The sequence below is a fragment of the Pseudoxanthomonas sp. GM95 genome (genome assembly GCF_900109775.1).
In the GTDB taxonomy this organism is placed as follows: domain Bacteria; phylum Pseudomonadota; class Gammaproteobacteria; order Xanthomonadales; family Xanthomonadaceae; genus Pseudoxanthomonas_A.
Genome location: NZ_FOAX01000001.1, coordinates 1,181,925 through 1,204,116, shown reverse-complemented (window position 1 = coordinate 1,204,116; position 22,192 = coordinate 1,181,925). Strand labels below are relative to the sequence as shown.

19 protein-coding genes are annotated in these 22,192 nt (G+C 68.4%); 11 read left to right on the top strand and 8 right to left on the bottom strand.

Annotated elements, in window-relative coordinates; genetic code table 11:
* The first annotated feature begins 36 nt into the window (after positions 1 to 36).
* Positions 37 to 675: a protein-methionine-sulfoxide reductase heme-binding subunit MsrQ gene (gene msrQ, locus BMZ17_RS05690; protein WP_093138065.1), complete on the top strand. Its 639-nt coding sequence runs from the start codon at positions 37 to 39 to the stop codon at positions 673 to 675.
* Here the strand turns inward: msrQ and BMZ17_RS05685 are convergent.
* The gene (locus BMZ17_RS05685; protein ID WP_093138068.1) at positions 614 to 1,411 is read right to left on the bottom strand and encodes an FHA domain-containing protein; all 798 of its coding nucleotides are present in this window, start codon (positions 1,409 to 1,411) and stop codon (positions 614 to 616) included. The two genes, msrQ and BMZ17_RS05685, sit on opposite strands and share 62 nt — an antisense overlap.
* 92 nt (positions 1,412 to 1,503) lie before the next feature.
* Between BMZ17_RS05685 and BMZ17_RS05680 the strand changes: the two genes are divergently transcribed.
* On the top strand, positions 1,504 to 1,779 hold the full coding sequence (locus tag BMZ17_RS05680) for a polyhydroxyalkanoic acid system family protein (protein ID WP_093138066.1): 276 nt from the start codon (positions 1,504 to 1,506) through the stop codon (positions 1,777 to 1,779).
* On the opposite strand, the gene BMZ17_RS05675 is transcribed toward BMZ17_RS05680, so the two are convergent.
* A complete protein-coding gene (locus BMZ17_RS05675; protein WP_093136959.1) occupies positions 1,760 to 2,554 on the bottom strand; it encodes a DUF8198 family protein in 795 nt (264 codons plus the stop codon). The two genes, BMZ17_RS05680 and BMZ17_RS05675, sit on opposite strands and share 20 nt — an antisense overlap.
* 142 nt (positions 2,555 to 2,696) lie before the next feature.
* Here BMZ17_RS05675 and BMZ17_RS05670 point away from each other — a divergent pair, with 142 nt between their 5' ends.
* Together BMZ17_RS05670 and BMZ17_RS05665 are read left to right on the top strand one after the other, a co-directional pair.
* On the top strand, positions 2,697 to 3,305 hold the full coding sequence (locus BMZ17_RS05670; protein ID WP_093136957.1) for a phasin family protein: 609 nt from the start codon (positions 2,697 to 2,699) through the stop codon (positions 3,303 to 3,305).
* Positions 3,306 to 3,546: 241 nt separating this feature from the next.
* On the top strand, positions 3,547 to 4,530 hold the full coding sequence (locus BMZ17_RS05665) for a restriction endonuclease (RefSeq protein WP_093136954.1): 984 nt from the start codon (positions 3,547 to 3,549) through the stop codon (positions 4,528 to 4,530).
* 33 nt (positions 4,531 to 4,563) lie between these two features.
* On the opposite strand, the gene hutC is transcribed toward BMZ17_RS05665, so the two are convergent.
* Both hutC and BMZ17_RS05655 read right to left on the bottom strand, forming a co-directional pair.
* The gene (hutC, locus tag BMZ17_RS05660) at positions 4,564 to 5,292 is read right to left on the bottom strand and encodes a histidine utilization repressor (RefSeq protein ID WP_093136951.1); all 729 of its coding nucleotides are present in this window, start codon (positions 5,290 to 5,292) and stop codon (positions 4,564 to 4,566) included.
* Between the two features lie 82 nt (positions 5,293 to 5,374).
* The gene (locus BMZ17_RS05655) at positions 5,375 to 6,736 is read right to left on the bottom strand and encodes a formimidoylglutamate deiminase (RefSeq protein ID WP_093136949.1); all 1,362 of its coding nucleotides are present in this window, start codon (positions 6,734 to 6,736) and stop codon (positions 5,375 to 5,377) included.
* An 82-nt stretch (positions 6,737 to 6,818) separates the two neighbouring features.
* On the opposite strand from BMZ17_RS05655, the gene hutI reads away from it, so the two are divergent.
* From hutI to BMZ17_RS05625, 6 genes are all read left to right on the top strand, one after another.
* Positions 6,819 to 8,021 carry an imidazolonepropionase gene (hutI, locus tag BMZ17_RS05650; RefSeq protein ID WP_093136946.1) on the top strand — a complete coding sequence of 401 codons (1,203 nt, stop codon included), beginning with the start codon at positions 6,819 to 6,821 and terminating at the stop codon, positions 8,019 to 8,021.
* A gap of 21 nt (positions 8,022 to 8,042) precedes the next feature.
* The gene (gene hutH, locus BMZ17_RS05645) at positions 8,043 to 9,578 is read left to right on the top strand and encodes a histidine ammonia-lyase (protein ID WP_093136943.1); all 1,536 of its coding nucleotides are present in this window, start codon (positions 8,043 to 8,045) and stop codon (positions 9,576 to 9,578) included.
* Between the two features lie 2 nt (positions 9,579 to 9,580).
* Positions 9,581 to 10,411, top strand: coding sequence for an N-formylglutamate deformylase (gene hutG / locus BMZ17_RS05640; RefSeq protein WP_093136940.1), 831 nt, complete (start codon positions 9,581 to 9,583; stop codon positions 10,409 to 10,411).
* Positions 10,412 to 10,453: 42 nt separating this feature from the next.
* The gene (hutU, locus tag BMZ17_RS05635; protein ID WP_093136937.1) at positions 10,454 to 12,121 is read left to right on the top strand and encodes a urocanate hydratase; all 1,668 of its coding nucleotides are present in this window, start codon (positions 10,454 to 10,456) and stop codon (positions 12,119 to 12,121) included.
* A gap of 218 nt (positions 12,122 to 12,339) precedes the next feature.
* Positions 12,340 to 13,821, top strand: a complete 1,482-nt coding sequence (locus BMZ17_RS05630; protein WP_175485479.1) for a family 20 glycosylhydrolase — start codon at positions 12,340 to 12,342, stop codon at positions 13,819 to 13,821.
* 238 nt (positions 13,822 to 14,059) lie between these two features.
* Positions 14,060 to 15,169, top strand: coding sequence for an acyltransferase family protein (locus BMZ17_RS05625; protein ID WP_093136932.1), 1,110 nt, complete (start codon positions 14,060 to 14,062; stop codon positions 15,167 to 15,169).
* A 93-nt stretch (positions 15,170 to 15,262) separates the two neighbouring features.
* On the opposite strand, the gene BMZ17_RS05620 is transcribed toward BMZ17_RS05625, so the two are convergent.
* Positions 15,263 to 16,132 carry a GGDEF domain-containing protein gene (locus BMZ17_RS05620; RefSeq protein WP_093136930.1) on the bottom strand — a complete coding sequence of 290 codons (870 nt, stop codon included), beginning with the start codon at positions 16,130 to 16,132 and terminating at the stop codon, positions 15,263 to 15,265.
* Positions 16,133 to 16,436: 304 nt separating this feature from the next.
* On the opposite strand from BMZ17_RS05620, the gene BMZ17_RS05615 reads away from it, so the two are divergent.
* Positions 16,437 to 18,563, top strand: a complete 2,127-nt coding sequence (locus tag BMZ17_RS05615; protein ID WP_093136927.1) for a TonB-dependent receptor family protein — start codon at positions 16,437 to 16,439, stop codon at positions 18,561 to 18,563.
* Positions 18,564 to 18,613: 50 nt separating this feature from the next.
* Here the strand turns inward: BMZ17_RS05615 and BMZ17_RS05610 are convergent, their stop codons facing one another.
* From BMZ17_RS05610 to BMZ17_RS05600, 3 genes are all read right to left on the bottom strand, one after another.
* Complete coding sequence (locus BMZ17_RS05610) at positions 18,614 to 19,258, bottom strand: DUF4198 domain-containing protein (protein WP_093136924.1); 645 nt, start codon at positions 19,256 to 19,258, stop codon at positions 18,614 to 18,616.
* Between the two features lie 135 nt (positions 19,259 to 19,393).
* On the bottom strand, positions 19,394 to 20,560 hold the full coding sequence (locus BMZ17_RS05605; protein ID WP_093136921.1) for an SGNH/GDSL hydrolase family protein: 1,167 nt from the start codon (positions 20,558 to 20,560) through the stop codon (positions 19,394 to 19,396).
* Positions 20,561 to 20,735: 175 nt separating this feature from the next.
* Positions 20,736 to 22,157, bottom strand: coding sequence for an MFS transporter (locus tag BMZ17_RS05600; RefSeq protein WP_093138064.1), 1,422 nt, complete (start codon positions 22,155 to 22,157; stop codon positions 20,736 to 20,738).
* Positions 22,158 to 22,192: the final 35 nt, after the last annotated feature.

The window sequence follows — 22,192 nt, the reverse complement described above, 5'->3', positions numbered from 1 at the left end:
CGCCCGGCCCGGCCCAAGCCCAAGACACCGGGCTGGCTGGTGGCCACCAAGGTCGTGGCGCACCTGCTGTGCCTGACGCCGCTGGCGCTGCTGGGCTGGCGCTTCTGGGATGTCTTCAAGACCGGCAGCGATGCGCTGGGCGCCGATCCGATCGCCACGGTCGAGCATTTCACCGGGCTGTGGGCACTGCGCTTCCTACTGCTGTGCCTGGCGCTGACGCCGCTGCGCCAGCTCACCGGCCGGGCCGAATTCATCCGCTTCCGGCGGATGCTGGGCCTGTATGCCTTCGCCTACGCCAGCCTGCACCTGGCCGCTTACCTGGGCCTGGACCTGCGCGGCTACTGGACCCAGATCTTCGCCGAGATCGTCAAACGGCCATACATCACTGTGGGATTCACCGCCTGGCTGCTGCTGGTGCCACTGGCCATCACCTCCACCACCGGCTGGATCCGCCGGCTGGGACGCAACTGGGGCCGGCTGCACAAGGCCATCTACGCCATCGGCGTCCTGGCGGTGCTGCACTTCTGGTGGCTGGTGAAATCCGACATCCGCGAACCGCTGCTGTACGCCTCGATCCTGGCCGTGCTGCTGGCGTGGCGCGGGTGGAAGGCGCTCAGCCGGCGCCGAACAGCAGCAGCAGCGACAGCAGCCCGGCCAGCCCCGCGGCCGCAATAAGCAGCCAGGGCCAGCGCTTCATCGAGGCGCCGCTGGGCTTATTGACCTGCGGCGCGGGCTCGAGGTCGGCGTCGTCGGCCGCCAGCGATTTGTCCGCATCCATCTGCGCCCAGGGGATTTCGATCACGAAGCGCGACTGCGGATCGAAGGCGATCTGGTCGCCCGCGCCCAGCATCGCCTCATGCACCGGGATGCCATTGACCACGCTGATTACCGCGCCGTCGTGATGCCGCAGCACCACGCCACCGCCATGCAGGTTCAGGCGCGCGTGCTGTTGGCCGATGTGCGGCGCTTCGACGCGGATATCCGCCTCGCGCGCCGCACCGACCACGCAGCCGGATTCGATCGGGAAGGCCTTGCCGTGATGGCGACCGCCGATGCCGCGCAACACGATGCGCGGATCGGATTCGCCACTGCGCGGCGCGGCATACGGCGTGGTGGTCGAGGCCTGGCCGCGAACCAGCACTTCGACGCCATCGGCGTAAATCGCATCACCGGGCCGCAGCATCGCCATGCGTCGCACCGGCCGGCCGTTGACGTGGATGCCGCGCATGCCCGAGGGCACCTGCAGCCACAGGCCACGACGATCCAGGCAGACCTGGACCAACAGCGCACCGGGGACGGCATCGCCCACGCCGATGTTGCCGCTGGCCTCGCGCACGATGCGGTGGACACCCGTGCCCAGGGCACGGTCGGCGGTACGTCCTTGCGGGAAATGGAGACTGAGGTTTTGCACGCGGCGCGAGCCTAGCATGCAGCACGCACGCTTGGCGCCCTGCGCCTGCGTTGCGCACAATGCACGACCTTCTTGATCGCATCGCCAACGCCATGTCCCGTATCGAAATCCAGCACCCCAACAGCAAGACCCCCGAGCAGACCCGCGAGGCGCTGGAGGAAGTGGCCGGCAAACTGTCCAGCCGTTTCGGCGTCAGCCATCACTGGGACGGCGACACACTGGCTTTCAACGGCGCCGGTGTCGAGGGCCGCATCGCCATGCAGCCCGACGCGCTGCACGTCACCGCCGAGCTGGGCTTTTTGATGTCGGCGATGAAGGGTCCGATCGAATCGGAAATCCGCCGCGTGCTCAGCGAGCGGTTTTCCTGACCGAAGCCCGCTTGGCGGGCGCGCGCTTGGCCGCGGCCTGGGCCGGCGCGCGCTCAGCTTCCAGCCCGAACGGATCGGGCTTGCCGGCGAACAGGCGCTTGGCGCTGTCCTGCTCGCTGGTGGCGATCTCCTGCAGGAACGCACGTGCATCACCCAGCAGGGCGAACGCGGCAAAGCCCCGTTCCAGGAAGCCCTGAAGATCAGCCAGCCCGGTCGCCCTGGCCGGGCCGCGCGAAAGTTTCAGCAGCATCGACACCCCCGGCAGGCGCACGGCCTGCGCCAGGCCGGCGCCGACGCGCACGATCAGGTCGATCTGGTGCAGGCGCAGGCGTCGATGCCCGACCTGTCGATACGCCTGCGTGTACAACGCCTGGTCGAGGGTCTTGCGGCGCGGCGCCAACACTTCCAGCGCTTGCGCCATGCGCAGGTCCAGGGCGTGGGTCAGCGCATCCAGCTCGATCGCATCGGCGAGCGTGGCCAGCACCGAAGCCGGCAACAGTTTCTGCATCATCGGCACGATCCGGGCCACGCTGGCATCGCGCCGGCTGAAATCGTGGTCGCCATAGACCTCGGACAGGAAGAACATCGCCGCGTCGTGGCGCTGCGGATCTTCGAGGAAATGACCGAAGCTGCGCTCCACCCGCGTGGCCTGCCATTGGCGCAGCGGCGGCAACCAGCGCGAGGCATTGCGCGGCTCACGCGTCACATCGTGCAGGGCCTGGTGCCAGGACAGCCGACGGCCCAGACGTGCCGGAATGGAAGTGCCTCGCGCCATGCCCGCATGATCGACCCGCCGCGCTGGCGGCCGCAAGCGCATCGCGATGACGGTGTTGCCACGGTGACGTCGCGCTCACCCTGCGCCATGGACACTGCCTGCAACGCCCGTCCGCGGGCAGTCCATCGATCGGAGGCACCCCATGGCCACGAAGAAGACCACGCGCACCACCACACGCAAGCGCAGTTCCGCAGCCGAACCCTCGCTGCAGCAGCAGGCCGAAGTGCTGCAGCAGAAGCTGGGCGAATCGGCCCAGCAGATCTGGCTGGCCGGCGTGGGCGCCTTCGGCCGCGCGCAGACCGAAGGCACACGCATGTTCGACACGCTGGTCAAGGAAGGCGCCCGGGTCGAACGCAGCGCCGGCACCCGCGCAGGCAAGGCGCGCGCCTCGCTGGATGAAAAGATCCATAGCGCGCGCGCCAAGGCGGGCGAGACCTTCGGCAAGGTCGACCAGGCCTTCCGCAGCAAGGTCCAGGGTGCGCTGAAATCACTGGAAGTGCCGACCCGCCGCGAGCTGGGGGCGCTGATCGAACGCATCGAGGCGCTCAACGGCCAACTGCGCAAGCACAACGATGCGCCGGTCGCCAAATCGGCAGCGAAGAAGACCGCCGCGCGCAAGACGCCGGCCGCGACCGCTCGCACCGCGGCCAAGAAAACTGCCGCGAAGAAAGCCGCGCCACGCAAGGCCGTGAAGAAAACCGCCGCCAAAACCACGCGCCGCCCGGCCGCGCGCAAGCCGGCCACATCCTGATCCGGCCGCCCCCAGGTCGACCCGTCGCACGGCCGGCCACGCGCCTGGCCGTGTTGCAAAGCAGCACTTGGCGCGGGCAGAATCGTGACGGACCCGCCAGTCCGGCCGTCCGTATGCTCCCCTCCCCTTACGACTTTCGGACTGGCGGGTCCCTCGTGCCCGGCCACGTTCCCCCGTGTGCGCTGACGTCCGAAGGCGTTCTCTTTAAACTCCTTCCCTTGCATTACTGGACGACTTCACCATGCCTTCTTGGCTGATCGGGGCCCTCATCGCCCTGGCGCTTGGTCTCTCTGCGACCTTCTACCTCTGGGTGCTGCGGCGCCGTGTCGATGAAACCTCCGCTGGCCTGCTGGCCCTGGCGGCGCTGCGCTGGCGCGATTTCTCGCGCCTGGTGCTGTCCTCGCTGCAGCTGCGCGGACTGGACCGGCTGTCCTTCGAGCCTGAAGACATCCGCAACCAGCACCCGAGCTTTCTGCTGGGCGACAAGGAAGGCAAGCACTGGCTGCTGAGCTGCAAGCACGGCACCGCCTACCGGATCGGCTCGGTGGCCATCGATGAGCTGGCCTCCGAGGCCCGCCTGCGCGGCGCCCAGCGCGCCATCCTGGCGACCGAAGGCATGGTCGATGCCGGTGGCCGCGAAAAGGCCGAGCGCTCCAGCGTCGAAGTGCTCGACGGCAGCAAGCTGTGGCATGAGGTCAAGCCGATGCTGGACAGCGCCATCGTCCAGCGCATCGTCAGCCACGCCAACGGCCGCGCGCGTCGCCACATCGGCCTGAGCTGGATCGCCGCACTGCTGATCGGCGTGCTGGCGGCCAGCTTTTTCTCGGTCGAAGACATCGCACCGTCCACGGCCGCGACCGATGCGCCCGCACCGGCCGCTGCGCCTGTCGCACCGCCAGCCAGCACCGCGCCGGCGACGCCTGCGGCGCCGACCGCGCCAGCCACCGACCAGGAACTGGCCCAGCAGCGCAGCGCCGTGACCAAGGCACTGGCCAAGGCGGGCGGGCTACGTCAGCCGGCGTGGATCTCGAGCTCGACGCTGTCGGTGGACATGCTGGCCAACGAGGCCATGGTCATGACCACCGTCTGCGCCGAACTGGCCAAGCATCCCGAGCTGACGCTCTCGCGCATCCAGCTCAACCCGGCGCCGGGCAGTAACGAGCGCGTGCGCTGGCGCCAGTGCGAAGCCGCGCCTGCGCCTGCACCAGTCAAGAAAACCCATTGATGACATCGGACGCGGCCGATCGGCCGCGTCGACTCAGCGCGATCCCGGCGAAAAGCGCGCCACCAGATCGTAGGACTCGCCCAGGAACACCTGGGTGACATAGGTCACCGGCTGTTCGCCGCGCCAGGTCTGGCGCTGGATGACCAGGCACGGCGTGTTGACCTCGACCTGCAGCAACTGCGCCTGCGCCGCGTCGGCGCCGATCGCACTGATGCGATGTTCGGCGCGCGTCCAGCTGACGTGCTGCAGCAGCCAGCTGCCCGGCGCGGTGCTGGAGAAATCCATCTCCAGCGCCTGCGGCGCGACCACCGGGTTGATCAGGCGTTCTTCCAGCGCGAACGGCCGGCCATCGGCCATGTGCAGGCTTTGCAGCGCCAGCACCGTGCCGCCTTCGGCCACTTCGATTTCCTGCGCACTGCCGCGCTTGGGTTTGCGCTGGCGCTTGCGCAGCAGCTGGAACTGGTAACGGTGCCCGCGCGCGGCGACCTCGATCGGGATGTCCGGGATATCCAGCGCCACCTGTTCGATATGCGGATGCGGCCGGGTCACGAACGAACCCGCGCGGCGGCGGCGCTCGATCATGCCGGCGTCGGCCAGCATGGTCAGCACCTTGTTGACGGTCATGCGCGAACAGCCGTACTCCACCATCAGCTCGTGCTCGAAGGGAATGCGATACCCCGGCGGCCACGCGCCGCTGCGGATATTGCCTTCGATATCGCGCCGGATGCGCTGGTTGAGCGACATGGCTCCGTTGCTGCTCATGCGTGTTTCATTCCTGGAAAAAGCGAGCCGGCGCCAGCATGGCCCATGCAGGCCACGACTGTCGCATGACGATGGCGACTGCTCACGCGCCCAGCACCTTGGCCAGCGTAGCGGCGTAGCGCGCGGCGATCGCATCGCGCTGGTGATGGCGGCCTTCGCTCACCACCTGGCGGCCTGCGCGCCACACGGCCTTGACCGCACCGCGGCGCGCGGCGAACAGCCAGCTATCCAGCCAGGCATCGTCGCCTCGCGCGGCCATCGCCTCATGCGCGTGGTCGAGTTCGACCACGTCGGCCGATGCGCCGACCGCCAATCCGGCCTGCACGCGCAACGCCTGCGCGGCGCCGTGCAACGCGCCGTCGAACAACCAGCGGCCGCTGGACACGCCTTCGCCACGGGCCAGCACGTTGCGGCCACGCGCCACCAGGCGCTGGCCGTATTCGAGCAGGCGCAGCTCTTCGGCTGCATCGATCAGCACGTTGGAATCCGAGCCCACGCCGAAGCGACCGCCGGCCTGCGCAAACGCCTGCATCGGGAAGAGGCCGTCGCCCAGGTTGGCCTCGGTGATCGGGCACAGGCCGACCACGGCCTGGCTGGCGACCATCGCCGCGACTTCGCCAGCATCGACGTGCGTGGCGTGGACCAGGCACCAGCGCGCATCGACCTCGGCGTGGGCGTACAGCCACTGCACCGGGCGCTGGCCGGACCAGGCCAGACAGGCATCGACTTCGCGCGTCTGCTCGGCAATATGGATGTGGATCGGGCCGCGGGTCAGCGGCACCAGCGCGGTGAGTTCGTCCGGCGTCACCGCGCGCAGGCTATGCGGCGCGATGCCCAGCACCGCATCGCCCAGCGGCGCCAGCGCGCGACCCGCGTCGTCCAGCAGGCGCGCGAAGCCGTCCACGTCGTGGATCAAGCGGCGCTGCGCGGGATTGGGCGGCGCACCGCCGAAATCGGCATGCGCATAGAACACCGGCAGCAAGGTCAGGCCCAGGCCAGTCGCCTGCGCGGCGGCGGCCACGCGCGCAGACATTTCCGCCGGCTGGTCGTAGGCGACGCCGTTGGGCTGGTGATGCAGGTAATGGAACTCGCCGACGCGGGTGAAGCCGGCTTCCAGCATTTCCATGTAGGCCTGTTCGGCAATGGCCTGGAAGCTGTCCGGATCCAGCCGGTGCAGGAAGGTGTACATCAGCTCGCGCCAGCTCCAGAAACTGTCGCCGCTGGCCCCGCCGATTTCCGCGAGCCCGGCCATGCCGCGCTGGAACGCATGGCTGTGCAGGTTGCCCAGGCCCGGCACACCGATCTTCAGATGGACGTCACCCTCCGAGCGGGCCGCATCTGCTGTGATCGCGGCGATGCGCCCGGCGCAGACCTGCAGCCGCACGTTGCGCGCCCACCCTTGGGGGAGCAAGGCATGTTCGATCCAGAACTGCACGTCGGTCATTTTTTCTTCCACGCTACTGGACACCCTCCAGTCCGCACTCGTATTGTATAGACAAATATCCATTTGCCTATACCTGACGCCCATGCGCTGCGACACGCTCTGGCACAACGCACAGCTGATCACACTCGACACCGCCGATGGCGGCCTAGGCGAAGTGCGCGATGGCGCGATCGCGGCATGCGACGGCAGGATCGTCCATGCCGGACCGCTTTCATCGCTGCCCGCCGGGCTTGAGGTCGCGAACCGCATCGACTGCGGCGGCCGCTGGATTTCGCCCGGCCTGATCGATTGCCACACCCACCTGGTCTACGCCGGCAACCGCGCCAACGAATTCGAACAGCGCCTGCAGGGCGTCAGCTACGCCGACATCGCCAAGGCCGGCGGCGGCATCGTGTCCACGGTGCGTGCTACGCGCGCGGCCGACGATGACGCGCTGATCGCCGCCACCCTGCCGCGCCTGGACGCGATGCTGGCCGAAGGCGTGACCACGATCGAGATCAAGTCCGGCTACGGCCTGACCCTGGACGACGAACTCAAGCAGCTGCGCGTCGCACGACACCTGGGCGAATTGCGCGCTGTCGAAGTGGCGCCGACCTTCCTGGGCGCGCACGCAGTGCCGCCGGGCGCCGAAGCGCAGGCCTACATCGACCAGGTCTGCACACAGATGATCCCGGCCGTGGCCGCGCAGGGCCTGGCCGAAGCAGTCGACGTGTTCTGCGAGCACATCGCGTTCTCGCTGGCCCAGGCCGAGCAGGTCTTCACCGCCGCCAAGGCGTACGGCCTGCAGGTCAAGATCCACGCCGAGCAGCTCTCCAACCAGCATGGCGCGGCGCTGGCTGCGCGCTTCGGCGCGCTCTCGGCCGATCACATCGAACACCTGGACGATGACGGCATCGCGGCGATGGCCGCCGCCGGTACGGTCGCCGTGTTGCTGCCGGGCGCGTTCTACTTCACCCGCGACACGCTGGTGCCGCCGATCGCCGCGCTGCGGGCCGCCGGCGTGCCGTTGGCTCTGGCTACCGACAGCAACCCCGGCACCTCGCCGCTGACCAGCCCGCTGCTGGCCATGAACATGGCCGCCACGCTGTTCCGCATGACCGTCACCGAATGCATCGCCGGCTTCACCCGCGAAGCGGCGCGAGCACTGGGACGTTTCGACCGCGTCGGCCGCCTGCGCGCCGGCCTGGACTGCAACCTGGCGATCTGGGACATCGACGCCCCGGCCGACCTGGTCTACCGCATTGGCTTCAACCCGCTGCACGCGCGCGTCTGGCGTGGGCAATGAACCTCTATTTGGAGAACCTGCATGACTGATTCGATCCTGCTGCGCCCCGGCGCGGTCAGCCTGGCGCAATGGCGCGCCGTCTATCGCGGCGCGCGCGTGCAGCTGGACCCGGCCTGCGCCGAGGCGGTGCTGCGCAGTTCGCAGACCGTCGATGCGATCGTGGCCAAGGGTGAGCCGGTCTACGGCATCAACACCGGCTTCGGCAAGCTGGCCAGCGTGCGCATCGAGCGCGAGGACCTGGAAACCCTGCAGCGGAACATCGTGCTCTCGCACGCCGCCGGCGTCGGTGAGCCGATGCCGGTGCCGGTCGTGCGCCTGATGCTGGCCCTCAAGCTGGTCAGCCTGGCCCAGGGGGCCTCGGGCGTGAAGCCGGACACCCTCGCCCTGCTGGCCGCGCTGCTGCAGCACGACGTGATGCCGGTGGTGCCCTGCCAGGGCTCGGTCGGCGCCTCGGGCGACCTGGCGCCGCTGTCGCACATGGCCACGGTGATGATCGGCGTGGGCGAAGCCTTCATCGGTGACGAGCGCCTGCCCGCCGTCGAAGCCTTGGCCCGCGTCGGCCTGTCACCGCTCACCCTGGGCGCGAAGGAAGGCCTGGCCCTGCTCAACGGCACCCAGTATTCGACCGCCTACGCACTGGCAGGATTGTTCGAGATCGAAGCGGTGTTCCAGGCCGCGCTGGTCGCCGGCGCGCTGTCGGTGGAAGCGGCCAAGGGTTCGGACACGCCGTTCGATCCGCGCATCCACGCGCTGCGCGGCCAGCCCGGCCAGATCGTCACCGCCGACGCGCTGCGTGCGTTGATGGCCGACTCAGCCATCCGCGATTCGCACCGCGAAGGCGACGTGCGCGTGCAGGATCCGTACTGCCTGCGCTGCCAGCCGCAGGTTATGGGCGCGGCGCTGGACGTGATGCGCCAGGCCGCCGGCACGCTGGAAACCGAAGCCAACGGCGTCTCCGACAATCCGCTGGTGTTCACCGACACCGGTGAAGCGCTGAGCGGCGGCAACTTCCACGCCGAGCCGGTCGCCTTCGCCGCCGACATGCTGGCGATGGCGGTGTGCGAGATCGGCTCGATCAGCGAGCGACGCACCGCGATGCTGGTCGATCCGGCGCTGTCGGGCCTGCCGGCGTTCCTGACGCCCAAGCCTGGCCTGAACTCGGGCTTCATGATTCCGCAGGTCACCGCCGCGGCGCTGGTCTCGGAGAACAAGCAGCGCGCGTATCCGGCCAGCGTCGATTCCATCCCGACCTCGGCCAACCAGGAAGACCACGTCTCGATGGCCGCCCACGGCGCGCGCCGCCTGATGGCGATGGCCGAGAACGCGGCCAACGTGGTCGGCATCGAGCTGCTGGCCGCCGGCCAGGGCTGCGATTTCCACGCGCCGCTGCGCTCCAGCGCCTCGCTGGAAGCCGCCCGCGCCCTGCTGCGCGCGCAGGTACCGACGCTGCAGGACGACCGCTATTTCCACCCGGACATGGTCGCCGCCACCACTCTGGTGCGCTCGGGCGCCCTGGCCGCCAGCGTCAGCGTCGCCCTGCCCGGCGCGGAGCGCTGAAGATGGCCGCCGACTGGCTGCAGGTCCATCGCGGCGAGGCGCCGCTGATCGTCAGCTTTCCGCATACCGGCACCGAGCTGCCGGCGGAACTGGAGGATCAGTTCGTTTCGCCGTGGCTGGCGCGGCGCGATGCGGACTGGTACGTGCACCAGCTCTACGACTTCGTGCGTGCATTGGGTGCCACCACGGTGCGCACGGCGATCTCGCGCTCGGTGATCGACGTCAACCGCGATCCGTCCGGCGTCTCGCTGTATCCGGGGCAGAACACCACCGGCCTGTGCCCGGTCACCACCTTCGACGACCAGCCGCTGTATCGCGATGGCCTGGAACCGGATGAAGCCGAGATCGCGCGCCGTCGCGAGACCTGGTTCCTGCCGTATCACGCCGCGCTGGATGCGGAGATCGCGCGACTGCGCGCCGCGCATCCGGTCGTGGTGGTATACGACGCGCATTCGATCCGCTCACACATTCCGCATCTGTTCGATGGCGAGCTTCCGCAGTTCAACATCGGCACGAACACCGGCGCGAGCTGCAGTCCCACGCTGGAAACTGCAGTCGAAGCACGCTGCGCCGCCAGCGGTTTCAGCCACGTGCTTAACGGCCGCTTCAAGGGCGGCTGGATCACCCGCAAGCACGCGGACCCGAGCGGCGGCGTGCACAGCCTCCAGATGGAACTGGCCTGCCGCGGCTACATCGACGAGCCAGCCATCACCGCGCCCGAGACCTGGCCCACGCCGTACACCGATGCGCGCGCGAGTGCGCTGCAGGCAGTGCTGCGCCAAGTGATGGACGACTGCCTGCACTTCGCCACCACGACACCCTCGCGCGCATAACCGCACGCCGAATTTTCGAACCGATTCTCCAAGGACTTCCCAATGACCCGTCGCGACGACACCCGCGTGATCAAGGCGCCCACCGGCACCACCCTCACCGCCAAGAGCTGGCTGACCGAAGCGCCGCTGCGCATGCTGATGAACAACCTGCACCCGGACGTGGCCGAGCGCCCGCAGGAGCTGGTGGTGTACGGCGGCATCGGCCGCGCCGCGCGCGACTGGGAAAGCTTCGATGCCATCGTCGACACGCTCACCCGCCTGGAGGACGACCAGACCCTGCTGGTGCAGTCGGGCAAGCCGGTCGGCGTGTTCCGCACCCACGCCGATGCGCCGCGCGTGCTGATCGCCAACTCCAACCTGGTGCCGCGCTGGGCCAACTGGGATCACTTCAACGAACTCGATAAGAAGGGCCTGGCGATGTACGGCCAGATGACCGCCGGCAGCTGGATCTACATCGGCGCGCAGGGCATCGTCCAGGGCACCTACGAAACCTTCGTGGAGATGGGCCGGCAGCACTTCGATGGTGACCTCTCCGGCAAGTGGCTGTTCACTGGCGGTCTGGGCGGCATGGGCGGCGCGCAGCCGCTGGCCGCGGTGATGGCCGGCGCTTCGTGCCTGGCGGTGGAATGCCGCAAGTCCAGCATCGACATGCGCCTGCGCACCGGTTACCTAGACACCTGGACCGACAACCTCGACGAAGCGCTGCGCCTGATCGATGAATCCTGCAAGGCGAAGAAACCGCTTTCCGTCGGCCTGCTCGGCAACGTCGCCGACGTGCTGACCGAACTGCTGGCCCGCGGCATCAAGCCCGACCTGCTGACCGACCAGACCTCCGCGCACGACCCGGTCAACGGCTACCTGCCGCAGGGCTGGACCGTCGCGCAGTGGGACGAGAAGCGTGTTTCCGCACCGAAGGAAGTCGAAGCGGCCGCGCGCAAGTCGATGGCCGTGCACATCCAGGCCATGCTCGGCTTCCACGCGCTCGGCGTGCCAACCGTGGACTACGGCAACAACCTGCGCCAGATGGCGCTGGAAGAAGGCGTGGCCAATGCGTTCGATTTCCCAGGCTTCGTCCCGGCCTACATCCGCCCGCTGTTCTGCCGCGGCATCGGCCCGTTCCGCTGGGCCGCGCTGTCGGGCGATCCGGAAGACATCGCCAAGACCGATGCCAAGGTGAAGGAACTCATCCCGGACAACCCCGCCCTGCACCGCTGGCTGGACATGGCCGCCGAGAAGATCAAGTTCCAGGGCCTGCCGGCGCGCATCTGCTGGGTCGGCCTGGGCGACCGTGATCGATTGGGCCTGGCGTTCAACGAGATGGTCGCCAATGGCGAGCTGAAGGCGCCGGTGGTGATCGGCCGCGACCACCTGGACAGCGGCAGTGTCGCCTCGCCCAACCGCGAAACCGAAGCCATGCAGGACGGCTCCGATGCGGTGTCGGACTGGCCGCTGCTCAATGCGCTGCTCAACACGGCCAGCGGTGCGACCTGGGTGTCGCTGCACCACGGCGGCGGCGTCGGCATGGGCTTCTCGCAGCACGCGGGCATGGTCATTGTCTGCGACGGCACCGAAGCTGCGGCCAAGCGCATTGGCCGGGTGCTGTGGAACGACCCGGCCACCGGTGTCATGCGCCATGCCGATGCCGGCTACGAGATCGCCATCGACTGCGCCAAGGACAAGGGCCTGGACCTGCCCGGCATCCTGGGCTGATCCATCCGCAGCATCGCGCGCATGGGGACGGCTTCGGCCGTCCCTTTTTTTGGGCGCATCCGCTGCTGATTTCGGCCCGTAAAAGCCGCGCGCAGACGCGGATCGATATGCAATAGTCCAAGGCACCCCCACCCGGACGCTTCCCCATGTTCAACGCATTCGCAGCGGGGTCCCAACGCGGGGCCGTTGGCGCTGCACTGGCCTGCCTGTTGTGCGCGTTGTCGTCGCTCGCTGTCGCGAATCCGCGCGTGGTGCCGGGCCTGCAGCAATGGCAGGACACGCCAGGTCAATGGCAACTGGAAGCCGGCCAGCGGATCGTGATCGCCACCGATGCGGATGCAACGCAGCGCCAGCTCGCCAAGCGCTTCGCCGATGAACTGGCCGGCGTCAGCGGCCTGCCCGCGCCCGCCGTCGTCGCCACCGCGCAGCGCAAGCCCGGCGACATCGCTTTGCGCAGCCGCGATTGCGTGCTGCCCGTGCCAGCGCCGTGGCAACGCGCGGAGTCCTACACCCTGCAGATCGACACCGGCGTGCAGGTCTGCGCCGCAACCACGCAGGGCCTGTTCTACGGCAGCCGCACGGTGCTGCAGCTGTTGCTGGTCGAGGGCGGCAGCACGCACCGCCGCCTGCCGCGCGGCCATGCGCTGGATTACCCGCGCTATCGCGAGCGCGCGGTGATGTTCGATGTGGGGCGCAAGTTCGCCGACGTCGATTTCCTCAAGCGCTACCTCCGCTTCATGGGCTGGTACAAGCTCAACACCCTGCACGTGCATCTCAACGACCACGTGCTGGACGATGCCGAAACCAAATGGATGGACCGCTCGTTCCGGCTCAAGAGCGATAACCCTGCCTTTGCCGGCTTGATCCCGCAGGACGGCCAGTTCTACACCCGCGCCGACTGGGACGCGCTGGAAGAGGTCGCCGCAGAAAACGGCGTGCGCCTGGTGCCGGAAATCGACGTCCCCGGCCATGCCGGCGCGCTGGTGATCGCACGTCCCGACCTGGTCTATACCGGCGACCGTCCGGTCGGCGGCACGCTCGATCCGCGCAAGCCCGGCACCCTGCCCTACGTGGAATCGGTGTTCGCCGAATTCCTGCCGTGGTTCCGCAACGACACCGTCCACGTCGGCGGCGACGAGGTGAACCTCAACCACGGCGACCTGAGTACGCAGGTGCAGGTGGATTTCCTCAACCAGTTGGGCCGTTTCCTGATCGCCAAGGGCAAGCAGGTGGAGATGTGGGCCAGCGCCGACTTCGCCGGACAGCTGGACACGCGTTTCATCCAGCAGCGCTGGATCGAGAAAGGCGAGGAAGCCAGCTTTGACTGGTCCGCGCATGGCTATCGCTGGATCGAGTCGTCGGGCAACTGGTACGTGACGCCGTTCCATCCGCGCGCCTTCAATCCGCAGGGCTATAGCGGCCAGGCGCTCTACGACGGCTGGCAGACGCGCAGCGTCGGCGAGCCGCTCGGCGGCCAGATCGCGCAGTGGAATGATTACGCGTGGAAGGACTACGCCTACGAGCCCTACGTGCACGATCGCCTCAAGGCCGCGATTCCCGCCGCCGGCCAGATCTTCTGGCGCGGCAAGGAACACCAGGACGACGGCTTGCCGCTGCCCTATGCCAGCCTGCTGCCCAGCATCGCGCGCCTGCAGTACGGGCCGGGCGGCAAGGTGCTGTTCGGCGACGCGGGGTTGTAACCGCACGGCATTCCACTTGCGCCGTGCGTTCAGTCACGGCGCGCAGAACTGTGAAACCGTCCGCATCCGCCGCAACCGGATTGACTACACTCCGGCCACAGCGGACGCGGTCCGGCGCCAGCCGGGCTGACTTTCCCCCGAGCATCGTCCGCTGCAACCCATCCAGACAGAACACGCAACACCTCGCCGGTTCCGGCGGGGCTGGTGGAGGGTGGCTCGCCTCATGGGATCCGGTCTTATGGGCACCGAACAACGCATCGATTCACTGACCGGCATCCGCGGCCTGGCTGCGCTGCTGGTGGTCTATTCCCACCTGGCCGAATACAAGTTCTTCCCGCTCAGCCCGCTGCTGCCGGGCGAGGTGGGAGTCATGGTGTTCTTCACCCTCAGCGGCTTCCTGATGTCCTTCCTCTATGGCGAGAAGGACTTCAATTACGGCTCGGTGGTCCACTACGGCATCTCACGCTTCTCGCGCATCGCCCCGGCGTATCTGTTCATCGTGGTCGCCTCGTACCTGATCTACAACCTGGTCGATGGGCAGTTCGTCTACGCCATCACCCACCAGAACCTGCTGCGCCACCTGATGTTCTCCGGCAACGTGTCGGCGCTGTGGAGCATCCCGCCGGAGGTGCAGTTCTACGGCGTGTTCGTCGGGGTCTGGTTTGCCTTGTGGGCGTTCCGCACGCAGGGCAACGCGGCGTTCCTGGTGATGATTCTGGTGGGCGTGTTCGCGTTGATGTCCTATCGCAGCACCCTGCCCGGCACCTTCGTCGGCTCCAAGATCCATTACTTCTTCACCGGCGTGATCTTCGGCCTGGTCCGCGGCCGCACCACGCCCGGCGTGGGCATGGCGCCGCTGGCAGTGCTGCAGGTCGCGGTGCTGGTTGCCATCGGCCTGGTGCTGGCAGGCGTGCTGCACATCGACTTCGGCAGCAAGAAGCACTTCTACAGCAGCCTGGAAACCGCGCTGTTCGCCGGCATCGTGATCTTCGTGTTCTCGTTCGACACCGGCCTGAGCAAGCGCCTGCTGGGCAATCGCCTGATCGCGATGTGCGGCGAATGCAGCTTCTCGATGTACCTGCTCAACATCCCGGTGATCTACGTCGCGCTGAAGCTCCTGGGCCAGCAGCCGCATACGCCGGGCGTTGCCGCCGCGACCACGCTGGCGATCCTGGCGCTGGCCTGGCTGATGTATCGGACGATCGAGCTGCCCGGCAGCCGTTTGCTGCGCAACCTGGGCACGCGCCTGCTGCTCAAGCCACAGCCCGTGGTCATCGCGCCGGTGGTGGAAGCGCCGACCAGCGTGATCGCGCTCGAGGCCTCACCGATGGGAGAACCGAGCAAGTAAGCCAGATCACAGCGACGCCAGGCGCAACACGCGCGCGCCGGGCGCGCCTCGAGAGGTTGATGGCCCGTTGTCCTGCGCGATGCAGGACGCAGCTCAGCCGGCCGTCATCGCGTCGGTCGAGGCTTCCTGCGCACGGCGCGCGGTCTTCTGCGCATACATCTCCGCATCCGCATGGCGCAGCAGCGCATCGGCGGTTTCGCCGTCGCCGGGATAGCCGGCCATGCCGATGCTCACATCCAGCGGCAGCGGCGATGGCACCGCAATGACCGCCGCACGCAGCGCCTGCGCCGCAGTCCGCCACGCCTCGTGTTGCAGGCCGTGCGGCAGCAGCACCACGAATTCGTCGCCGCCCACGCGGGCCACCACATCATGGGGCGCGATCGCCTCGCGCAGGCGTTGGGCGACGTCCTGCAGCACCAGATCGCCTGCGGCATGACCGTGGCGGTCATTGATGCGCTTGAAGCCATCCAGGTCCAGGTACAGCACCGCCAGTCCTTCGCCTTCGGTCACACGAGCCATCGCGGTTTCCAAGGCGCTCCACAGCTGGGCGCGATTGGCCAGGCCGGTCAGGGGATCGTGGCTGGCCAGGTGCTCCAAGGCGCGCTCGGCGCCGCGCAGGGCCGTGACCTCATGGCCCACGGCCAGGCGCAGGCCGAACTCCGGCAGCCACCGCGCCGACCACTGGATGTCCAGCAGGTGCCCGTCGCGGTGAATGTAGCGATTGCGGAAATGCGGCTGCGGCTCGCCCTGCATGATCCGCTCGGCCACTTGCAGGGTGAGCGCGCGGTCATCGGGATGCACCAGGTCCAGCATCTGCCGGCCCAGCGCCTCCTGCGGCCGGTAGCCGAAGATCCGCTCGAACGCGGCGTTGACGTACAGGAAGTGCCCCTGCGGATCGACCATGCACACCGCGTCGGGGAGCAGGTCGAGGACGATGTTTGCCGGTGGAAGCTTGACCGCCATGACCCGTCCATTGCCGCGTCGAAAGCGGCGATGGACGGAAGTATGCGCGCCGCGACCGGCTGGCGACCAGACGCACCTGCCGCATGGAAAGCATGTTGAAGCCGCCTGGCCAGGTGACGCCCGCCATCGGCTCTGTTAACCTTGTACGAACCACACAGGTTTACAGAACATCGTATCGCCGCCCTGCCTGGGCTTAACGCCAGCTCCTGACGCGCGCCTCGATCCCGCCACTTTGCCGACGCCGATTTCGGTCCGCGCCAACGTGGCCGCGTGCCCGCCCGTCGCCACCAACACACCAAGACCGATGACCCGCACCACACAAATCCTGCGCGCCGCGCCGCTTTCCCTCGCCATCCTGGGCTGCCTGGCCAGCCCGTCGCTGGCCGCCGCCACGCCCGATCAGGCCGTCACGCTGGACGCCATCAAGGTCGCCGCCACGCGCGCCGATGACGTCGAGGCCGCCCGCAAGACACTCAAGCAGACGCCCGGCGCCGGCAACGTGATCGACCTCACACGGGCCGGCCAGGGCCGCGTTGGCGGCACCGCCGATGCGCTGGCCTATCAGCCGGGCATCAATGCGCAGTCGCCGGGCAATGAAGGGGTCAAGGTCTCGATCCGCGGCTCAGGCATCAACCGCGCGCCGGGCGCCCACGCCTCGGGCGTTTCGGTCTCGCTCGATGGCCTGCCGCTGACCTTCTCCGGCGGCACCCCCTACGAACTGCTGGAACCGCTATGGGCCAGCCGCGTCGAAGTGTTGCGTGGCGCCAACGGCTTCGACCGCGGCGCGCTGACCCTGGGCGGGGCCATCAATTATGTGAGCCGAAGCGGCCTGGATTCGCCCGGCCTGGACCTGCGCCTGGAGGCCGGCAGCCGCGGCTACCAGAAGCGCAGCCTGGGCTACGGCGGCGTGCACGGCGATGTCGATTACTACTTCGCCTATACCGATACCGAGTACGACGGTTACCAGCAGCACGCGTCCGGCAGCGGCAAGGGCGTGATGGCCAACGTCGGCTGGCAACTCAATCCGGACCTGAAAACGCAGTTTTATTTCCGCTATCGCGAGACCGAACACGACACCCCCGGGCGCCTGACCCGCGCGCAACTCCGCGACAACCCGCGCCAGGGCAATCCGTCCTACCTGGCGATCGACGCGCGCCGGCCGCAGCCGGGCAGCACTTGGATCGGCAACACCACCACGCTGCAGCTGGATGCGGATTCCACGCTGGAAGCGGGCCTGGTCTACCACCACTTCCCGATGGATTTGAACGAGAGCCTGTACCGGCAGCAGCTGGATTACGCCGACCTCAACGGCACGCTGGACTACACGCACCGGCACACGCTGTTCGGCCGGCAGAGCGTCACCACGGTCGGGCTGCGCGTGACCCACGACCTCAAGGCCGACGTGCGCGAAAGCCTGCGCTTTGCCAGCAATGGCTACGTGGCCGGCACGCTGACGCGAAAATTCGAGCACCACGGCACCGACAGCACGCTGCACGTCGGCAACAACCTGGCGCTGACTGAAGAGCTGCACCTGGTCACCGGCCTGGCCTTGATCAACACCCAGCGCGAGGTCGCCGTGACCTGGCCCAGCAGCGGCGGGCGTCTGTCCGAGCACGGTTGGGACTACGCCCCGCGCGTGGGCTTCACCTGGCAGGCGACACCGCAGACGCAGCTGTTCGGCAATCTCAGCCGCTCGGTCGAGCCGGCGCATCCGTGGTCGATGATCTGGGGCTCCAGCACGTATTTCGCTGCCGGCAATGGCGCCTCCACCGGGCGCCAGAGCACGCCAGTGCACCGGGACAACCAGACCGCCGACACGCTGGAATTCGGCGCACGTGGCGACGCCGCACTCGGCCACTGGGAACTGACCGCCTACTACGCGCACGTGCGCCACGAGCTGTTCAACGTCGAAGTGCAGTCGGTGCCGAACCTGATCGTGGCCGAATCCAACGCCAGCCCCACCGTACATCGCGGGATCGAGGCCGGGCTGGACAGCACCTTGTGGCAGTCAACGGCAGGTCGCCTGTCACTGCGCCAGGCCTACACCTTCAGCGACTTCCGCTATCGCGATGACGCGCGCTTCGGCGACAACGTGCTGCCGGGCCTGCCCCGCCACTATTACCAAGGCGAGCTGCGCTACGACCATCCGTCAGGTGCGTACGCCGCGCTCAATACCGAATACGCCTCGAAGATGGCCGTGGACTACGCCAACAGCTTCTGGGCCGACAGCCACCTGATCTTCGGCACGCGCGTGGGCTTCGATGCGCCCAGCGGCCGCTGGCAGGCGTGGGTGGAGGCGCGCAACCTCACCGACAAGCGTTACGCGGCGACGGTGACGCCCGGCTACAACGACAACGGCGCCGATGCCGCCCGCTCGACGCCGGGCGAAGGCTTCGGCGTCTACGCGGGCGTGCAGCTGCGCTTCGAATAAGCCGTGCCATCCGCCCGGCGTGTCCGGGCACGGACGGCACGTCCCGGGGTCTAGTCGGCCTTGAAGGTCAGCGTGGTGATGTGGTGCATCACCGCAACCTGCTGCGCGCCGATCCTGGTATCGACCGCTTCCTTGTGGCTGGCCACCACGATGTAGCGGCCGGCCGCCAGCGTCGGCAGCGTGACCAGGCCATCGGCGCCGGACTTCAGCGTCCTGGTCCACTTGTCGGCGTTGATCAGCGTGACTTCCGCATCGGCCAACGGCTTGTCGCGGAACTGCAGGGTGAAGGCATTGCCCTGCGACGCGCGCGGGATCAGTTCGAACGCCAGGCGGCTTTCGGCCTGGCTGCGGCCGGCACGTGCGTAATAGCTCACCGCCTCGAAGCGGCCGTCCTCGCCCTTCCACGGTTCGAACACGCTGGCATCGGACAGCCAGGCATCGCCTGCGCCTTGCAGTGGCGCGGTCAGGTGATCGCCCTCGCGGGCCAGCGCGCCCGCTTTGCCCTTGGCACCAAACAGCGTGGGTTTGACGATGCGCTTGATCTCATCCTGACCGTGGTCGAGTTCGGCCTGCGCCGGTTCGCCGAAATACACGCGCACCGGGCCGGCGCCATCGCGCTCGATCCAGATTTCGTGGGCCTGGGCCGACCCCAGCATGCCGGCCAGCAGCGCGGCGACCAACAACGGACGTTTCATCTGACACCTCATGGGATATCCCGACCTGGCATGAGGCTTGGCCGAAGTGGCGCGATGTTACGCAGCCGCCCCCGCCGGCCATACCGACAAAACGGTCAGGTTGATGTCAGTCACGACCCGCGGCGCGGCGCTGGCTCAGCGACCGAACACACCTTCGGCAAACGCATGCGCGGCGAAGCGCTCGCCGATCAACCGGTGCGTGGCCGTGTCCGGGTGCAGGCCATCGGGCAGCGGCAGCGCCTGCGCATCGGCCTCGCCGTAGAGCGCCAGTCCATCGAGATAGTGCAGGTTCGGATCGTGCGCACGACGCTGCGCGACGATCTCAGCCAGCGTGCTGCGGATCACCTGCAGGGTCAGCTTGCCGCGCGGCACGTCGGTCGGATCACCGGCCGCCTGCAGGCGCCATTCGCCCCTGGCCAGCGCGGCGGTGTCAGGCAGTGTCGGGCCGGGTGTGGCCTCGTGCATCGGGCACAGGATCGGCGAAACCAGCAGCAGCGGCGTGGTCGGGTGCCCGTCGCGGATGGTGTCGAGGAAACCGTGCACCGCCGGGCCCAGCGCACGCAGCCGCATCAGGTCCAGATTCACCAGATTGATGCCGAGCTTGAGGCTGATCAGGTCCGCCGGCAGGTCGCGGATCGTGCGGGCGACAAACGGGTCCAGCAGCGCGCTGCCGCCGAAGCCGAGGTTGGTCAGCGCGACATCGCCTTGCGCCGCGGCCACGACCGGCCAGATCGCATGCGGCGCAGTGGCATTGCTGCCGTGACTGATCGAGCTGCCGTGATGCACCCAGCGCCGTTGCGCGCCCGCCTCGACCGGCACCAGCGGCGCATCGCTGTGCAGCGCGATCAGCTCGACAGCCTCGTCATGCGGCAGCCATAGCGTCAGCGTCTTGTCGCCTTCAGGCAGATTGGCGAAGCGCGCGTGGCCCGGCGCGCCCTCCACGCGCGTCGCGCTGCCCGCGGCCATGTCGACCGTCAGCACATGGCCGCCGGGCATCGTCGTTTGCCCGAGCACGTGGTTGCCCTGCGCCAGTACATAGACGCCGTCGGGGCGCGCCGGGAGGCCGGCATAGACGCGGCGCGTGCGCAGCGCCTGCAGCTCAACCACGGTGGCACGGGTCTGGAAGACCAGTCGCACGCCCGACGGCTGCGCCTCGACCATCGCCAGCTGCGGATCGCCGCTCTGCGCGCGCGCCCACGCCGGCAGCCGATGCGGTATGACGCCGTGCGCGGTGTGTTCGAGTTCCACCGCGCCGTGCAGCAAGGCGGCGGTGATCGGTTTGGTGATCAGATCGCGGGACATCGGGACGGCATTCCTTCGTGCGCGGACAAACAGCGCGCTTCGCGGCCATGATCGCAAACCTGCGTGGAACGCCTGATCACTCGCGACGTAGTGAGCGCATTGCGATACGCGCTGGATGCCTGCAGCCGGCCGCGATGCCTGGCAACACCGCGGCCTTGATCGCGTGTTCCCGTAATCAGGACGACGTGACCAGCGCGCCCTGTGCGCGGCGACGCGCAGGCAGGATCAGCAGCACCGCCACGAGCAAGGCCAGCAGCATGAGGCCGGTCGCGCCCTGCAGCGCGGCCGATGCTCCATGCGCGATCGCGACTGCATCGACGCGACCTGCTTCGGCTGCGGTCGCCACCGCGCTCATCACGCCCAGGCCGGTCGACGCGCCGAGCTGGTGCGCCACATTCACCACGCCCGAGGCGGCGCCGGCATCTTCCACGCGCGTGCCCGCGACGCCCGACGCCGTCAGCGGACCGAAGCACAGCCCCTGCCCTGCGCCGATCAGCACCATCGGCAGCGCGATGGCCAGAGCATACGACGCACCGGGGCCGGCCCGGCTCAGCAGCCCCAAGCCAACCAGCGCTAGCCCGAGGCCCAGCACAAGCTGCGCGCCCGGATGCAGGCCCTTGAGCAGGCGCGGCCCCTGCAGCGCCACCACGAAGTTCACCAGCGTCATCGGCAGGAAGCCCAGCCCGGCCCGCAGTGCCGAATACCCCAGCACCTGCTGCATGAACTGCGTGGAGAAAAAGAAGAACGTCACCATCGCCCCCAGGAACAGAAAGCGCGCCACGTACGCGCCCAGCCGCTCACGATGGGCGAACAGGCGCAGCGGCATGATCGGCTGCGCGGCGCGCGCCTCGTGCAGGACGAACAGCACGATCGCCACCAGGCCGCCGCCGATCGCCGCCAGTGCGGGCGTGTCATGCCAACCCAGCTCGCTGGCTTCGACGATCCCCCAGATCAGCGCGCCGAAACCAGCCGTGGACAGCAGCGCACCCGGCAGGTCGAACTGGCCCGCGCGACGCGGCGATTCTTGGATGTAGCGCTGTGCGGCGAACGCGAGCAGCACGCCCACCGGCAGGTTGACGAAGAAGCCCACCCGCCACGACCACTGATCCGCCAGCAGCCCGCCCAGCACCAGGCCGACGCTGGCGCCGATCCCGGCGACCGCGCCGTACAGCGAGGTCGCGCGACGGCGCTCGGGGCCTTCCGGAAAGTGGAGGGTCAGCAGCGCCAGCGAGGTCGGCGCCAGGATCGCCGCGCCCAGGCCCTGCACACCACGCGCCAGCACCATCCAGGCCGCGCCCTGCGCCATGGCCACCGCCAGCGAGGCCACGGTAAAGATCGCCAGACCAACCTGGTACATGCGGCGCCGGCCGAGGATGTCGCCGGCGCGCGCACCCAGCAGCAGGAAACCGCCGAAAGTCAGCGTGTAGATGCTCTGCACCCAGGCCAGTCGGGCCGCGGAGAACGCCAGGTCCTCCTGGATGTGCGGCAGCCCCGTAATGACGATCGAGACGTCCAGGATGATCATCAGGTAGCTGACCAGGATGATGGCCAGCACGGCGCCCTGATGCGCGGTGCGCGAAGCGGTGTCGTGGGTCATGGCGAAAGCGTCCGAAGGCGGCACGGCGTCGCCCG